The 3,632-nt window shown below is 71.4% G+C and carries 5 protein-coding genes and 1 pseudogene; 5 read left to right on the forward strand and 1 reads right to left on the reverse strand.

Translation table 11 applies throughout. The features are described from left to right. On the forward strand, positions 1 to 771 hold a 771-nt coding region (locus LCE31_RS31200), incomplete at its 5' end, for a rhomboid family intramembrane serine protease (RefSeq protein ID WP_225020329.1). 495 nt (positions 772 to 1,266) lie between these two features. Here the strand turns inward: LCE31_RS31200 and crgA are convergent. Further along, positions 1,267 to 1,524, reverse strand: coding sequence for a cell division protein CrgA (gene crgA, locus LCE31_RS31205; RefSeq protein ID WP_225020331.1), 258 nt, complete (start codon positions 1,522 to 1,524; stop codon positions 1,267 to 1,269). Positions 1,525 to 1,665: 141 nt separating this feature from the next. Here crgA and LCE31_RS31210 point away from each other — a divergent pair, with 141 nt between their 5' ends. The 4 genes and pseudogenes from LCE31_RS31210 to LCE31_RS31225 form a co-directional block, all read left to right on the forward strand. Then, a complete protein-coding gene (locus tag LCE31_RS31210) occupies positions 1,666 to 2,454 on the forward strand; it encodes a DUF881 domain-containing protein (protein ID WP_374118603.1) in 789 nt (262 codons plus the stop codon). Positions 2,455 to 2,627: 173 nt separating this feature from the next. After that, positions 2,628 to 2,807: a hypothetical protein gene (locus LCE31_RS31215; protein ID WP_225020332.1), complete on the forward strand. Its 180-nt coding sequence runs from the start codon at positions 2,628 to 2,630 to the stop codon at positions 2,805 to 2,807. Then, positions 2,804 to 3,445: an aminodeoxychorismate/anthranilate synthase component II gene (locus LCE31_RS31220; RefSeq protein WP_225020334.1), complete on the forward strand. Its 642-nt coding sequence runs from the start codon at positions 2,804 to 2,806 to the stop codon at positions 3,443 to 3,445. The genes LCE31_RS31215 and LCE31_RS31220 overlap by 4 nt, the downstream gene beginning before the upstream one ends. Continuing rightward, positions 3,442 to 3,632, forward strand: a pseudogene (locus LCE31_RS31225) (class E sortase); the annotation flags it as partial. The gene LCE31_RS31220 and the pseudogene LCE31_RS31225, both read left to right, overlap by 4 nt.

A 3,632-nucleotide genomic window follows, 5' to 3' on the forward strand; every position in this document is an offset into this window, starting at 1 on the left:
CCGCCCGGCCCCCCGCCCCCCCCCCCGGCGGCGGCGGGCGCCCCCGCCCCCCCCCCCGCCCGGGCGCCCGGGGGGCCGGGGGCCCCCTCGGGTCCGGGCCGCACGGACAACCGGCCGCGCACCGTCGCGGGAGCCCCGCTGCGGCCCGGGCAGAACACGCGGCTGGTCACGCAGATCCTCATCGGCGTCAACATCGCCGTGTACCTGGCCGCGCAGGCGGGCAGCGGGGTCGCGAACGACCTCGCCCTGTGGGGCTTCGGCGTCGCGGACGGCCAGTGGTACCGGCTGTTCACGTCGATCTTCGACCACCAGGAGATCTTCCACATCGGCTTCAACATGCTGAGCCTGTGGTGGATCGGCGCCCCGCTGGAGGCGGCCCTCGGCCGGCTCCGCTACACCGCGCTCTATCTGATCTCGGGTCTCGCGGGCAGCGCGCTCACGTATCTGATCGCGGGGCCGGGGGAGGCGTCGCTCGGGGCGTCCGGCGCGATCTTCGGGCTCTTCGCCGCGACGGCCGTGCTCGTACGCAAGCTGCGCTACGACATGCGGCCGGTGCTGGCCCTTCTGGCGATCAATCTGTTCATCACGTTCTTCTGGTCGGGCATCGCCTGGCAGGCGCACATCGGCGGTCTCGTCGCGGGCGCGCTGATGGCGATCGGCATGGTGCACGCGCCGCGCGCACACCGCGATCTCGTCCAGGTGGCGACCTGCGCCGGGGTCCTCGTGGTGACGATCGTGCTGATCGTGGTCAGAACGTCCATGCTGACCTGAGGTGCTTGAGGCGCCGGGGATACGTGGGGTGCACGAGGCGCCTGAGGCGCATGAAGCGTTCCAGGTACGTGAAGCGCCCCAGGTGCCTGAGGCGTCCCAGGCGTCCGAGGCGCCCCAGGGCGGGTTCTGATCGTTACCGATCGCCTCTGCCCACAGTGTTGTCCACAGCATGTGCCGGATCTTGTGCGTGCGGTGTGTGATCCGGCCCCGGCCCCCGACGCGCCGCCTCGTCCTCCGCGGCCCGGCTCCCGCCGACGTCAACCGGTGCCCGTACCCGACGTGACCTGCGGGAAGGGTGGACGCGTGCGGTGCGGGCCGGTCGCCGGGGGCCGACCGGGCGGCGTGGTGAGGCCGGTACCGCGGCCGGAGCGCCGGTCATACCGGCGTCAATCTCCCGCGAAGTTATCCACAGATCTTCAGACCTTTTCCCCTGCTGTGGAAACGCCTGTGGATAACTCTCCGGGTAGCCTCCGGGTTACGGCCGGGACGGATTCGTTACTTCCACTGGGTGGAGAACCCGAACCCCGCGGCGATGAAGCCGAAGCCGACCGCGATGTTCCAGCTGCCGAGCGCGTCGACCGGCAGATCGCCGCCGGTCACGTAGTACATGACGATCCAGGCGAGGCCGACGAGGAACATCGCCAGCATGACCGGGGCGACCCAGTTGCGGTTGGACAGCCTGATGTCCGTCGCGCTCTTGGCGGCGGGGGGCGGCGTGAAATCCGCCTTCTTGCGGATACGGGACTTCGGCACGAGGAACTCTCCTGTCGATGTGCTGCGTGACCGCGCAGGGGACTGAACGGCCGGCGGGCCGTGGACCGGGGGGACGGGGCGACCTGTCCAGGCGCTCCGTTAGCGTAGTGCTTCCGTGGCGCCGAAGGAGATAAGGGTACGTTGAGCAATTCCGACCCGGGCCCCCGAGCCCCGGACGAGCCCGGCCCGCGGCCGGCGCCGGCCCGGCGGCCCAGGCCCGTGCGGCTGCTCACCCTCGCCGTGTTCGCCCTGGCGGGCCTCATCTTCGTGACGAGTTTCAACACCGCCAAGGGTACGGACATACGCACCGACGCCTCCCTGCTGAAGCTCTCCGACCTGGTCCAGGAGCGCAGCGCGAAGAATGCGGCGCTGGACCGGTCGGCCGCAGCCGTGCACCGGGACGTCGACGCGCTCGCCCGCCGCGACGACGGGTCCGGCACGGCCGAGGACGCGCGTCTGCGCGCGCTGGAGGACGGCGCGGGGACCCGGCCGCTCACCGGCGACGCCGTCAGCGTCACCCTCGACGACGCCCCGCAGGGCGCCACCGCGGCGCCCGGCTACCCCGAGCCCCAGCCGAACGACCTCGTCATCCACCAGCAGGACCTCCAGGCCGTGGTCAACGCGCTCTGGAAGGGCGGGGCGCGCGGCATCCGCGTCATGGACCAGCGGCTGATCACGACGAGCGCCGTGCGCTGCGTCGGCAACACGCTGATCCTCCAGGGCCGCGTCTACTCGCCCCCGTACAAGATCACCGCGATCGGCGACCCGGCGAAACTGCACCACGCGATCGACGCCGAGCCGTCGATCCAGAATTATCTGCTGTACGTACAGGCGTACGGCCTCGGTTGGCGCGTCCACGACGACGGACGCACCACACTGCCCGGCTACGCAGGCACAACGGATCTTCACTATGCGAAGCCTGTGAACTGACTGAGCGCGGCGCCCGAACACCGCTGCGAGCACTGTGACGAAGCACAAGCGGCAATCGCCCGGGCGGCTGACCCATGCGCTGCCCACGGGCCGCCGCCGCCGTTTAGTCTGGTGCGAGCGGAACACGGGCGCTACGCCCGGGGCGGCCGGGACCGAAGGGGCGGGAGCACGGCATGTACGGGTGGTTCTGGCGGCATCTGCCGGGCAACACGTGGGTGCGTGCGGCCATTTCGATCGTTCTGGCACTGATCGTCGTGTATCTGCTGTTCCAGTACGTCTTCCCGTGGGCGGAGCCGCTGCTGCCCTTCAACGACGCGACCGTCGACAGCGGATCGGGAGGTGCCGCCGGATGAGCGCGCGCGTTCTTGTCGTCGACAACTACGACAGCTTCGTCTTCAACCTCGTCCAGTACCTCTACCAGTTGGGCGCCGAGTGCGAGGTGCTGCGCAACGACGAGGTGACGCCGGCCCACGCCCAGGACGGCTTCGACGGCGTCCTGCTCTCGCCCGGCCCCGGCACCCCCGAACAGGCCGGTGTCTGCGTGGAGATGGTGCGTCACTGCGCGGCGACGGGCGTGCCCGTCTTCGGGGTCTGCCTCGGCATGCAGTCGATGGCCGTCGCGTACGGCGGTGTCGTGGACCGCGCCCCCGAACTGCTGCACGGCAAGACCTCGCCGGTGCTCCACGAAGGCCGGGGCGTCTTCGCCGGGCTGCCCTCGCCGTTCACCGCGACGCGCTACCACTCGCTCGCCGCGCGGCCCGCGACGGTCCCGCCGGAGCTCGAGGTCACGGCGCGCACGCCCGACGGCATCGTGATGGGGCTGAAACACCGCGAACTGGCCGTGGAGGGCGTCCAGTTCCATCCGGAGTCGGTGCTGACGGAGCACGGCCACCTGATGCTCGCCAACTGGCTGGCCCGGTGCGGCGATCCGGACGCGGTGGCCAGGTCGGCCGGACTGGCGCCGGTGGTGGGGAAGGCAGTCGTCGCGTGACCGCACTCCGCCCCGAACACGAAGGCGAGACCGGCGCCTCGTACGAGCCGCAGGGGGCTCCAGAGGACGATGAGGACGCGTTCGAGGCGGTCGTGGGAGGCCTGGCCGACCCGCTGACGGACCCGCCCCCCGGCCCCCCCCCCGCGGCCGGCCGCACTTCGGCGAGGGCTCCCCTGCCCCCCGAGGC

It is taken from the genome of Streptomyces sp. 8L, from assembly GCF_020176795.1.
In the GTDB taxonomy this organism is placed as follows: domain Bacteria; phylum Actinomycetota; class Actinomycetes; order Streptomycetales; family Streptomycetaceae; genus Streptomyces.